This is a genomic window from Metabacillus sp. YM-086, assembly GCF_048059995.1.
GTDB classification, from domain to species: domain Bacteria; phylum Bacillota; class Bacilli; order Bacillales; family Bacillaceae; genus Metabacillus; species Metabacillus litoralis_B.
In genome coordinates, this window is the sequence record NZ_JBLUOI010000185.1 from 1 (window position 1) to 755 (window position 755).

The window sequence follows — 755 nt, forward strand, 5'->3', positions numbered from 1 at the left end:
CAGTGCTCAACCCCCTTATAATGGACATATGAATTATAATTGAATTACGACATATATACATTTTATTGGGGGGATAAGAGATGGCAAAACAACATAATACTGTCGAAACTAAGTTAAAAGCTGTTCGTAGAGTATTGGAAGATCTTACACCAGTGGCAATTGTGGCTAAAGATTTAGACCTTCATCGTGATACGGTTAATCGATGGGTTAATGCATATAAGAAAAATGGAGAAAAAGGATTAATTAACCCTAAATCTATTGGCCATTCTTCAACTCAAAAACAAGATGAAAAGATAAGAGAGTTAGAAAGGAAACTTAAAGAAAAAGAACTAGAGAATGAAATCCTAAAAAAGTTCCAGGCCTTTCTCAAGGAGAAAAAATAAACACAAAATATGAGGCAATTACCCACTTGAGAGAGGAATATTCTGTGGTTTTGTTATGTAAGGTTTTAGGGGTATCTAAAAGTGGATTTTACGCTTATATTAAACGTCCTAGTAGAAAAATTGGTAAAGGGGATCGTGAAATTTTAAGCCTTATTAAACGTATCTATAATCGTCATCAGGGCACCTATGGTGCTAAACGAATTTCAAAAGTATTGAAGAATAAAGGAATAGTAGTGAATCACAAAAGAGTAGCTCGCTTAATGAAAGAAACAAACTTAAAAGCCAAAGTAAGACGGCCAAAAACAACCAAAGAGTCTAAAGTTCAAGCGGCTGGTTTTGTATATGAAAATATTTTAAAAAGAAATTTCAAAG

At 33.1% G+C, this 755-nt stretch carries 2 protein-coding genes; both read left to right on the forward strand.

The features are described from left to right. The first annotated feature begins 80 nt into the window (after positions 1 to 80). Positions 81 to 383, forward strand: coding sequence for a helix-turn-helix domain-containing protein (locus ACEWK1_RS27710; RefSeq protein WP_212134101.1), 303 nt, complete (start codon positions 81 to 83; stop codon positions 381 to 383). Positions 384 to 409: 26 nt separating this feature from the next. Next, the coding region (locus ACEWK1_RS27715; RefSeq protein WP_416636892.1) for an IS3 family transposase at positions 410 to 755 on the forward strand (346 nt) is incomplete at its 3' end.

Coding starts and splice junctions, on each gene's coding strand:
- ACEWK1_RS27710 (WP_212134101.1), top strand. CDS start 81: ATGGCAAAACAACATAATACTGTCGAAACTAAGTTAAAAGCTGTTCGT.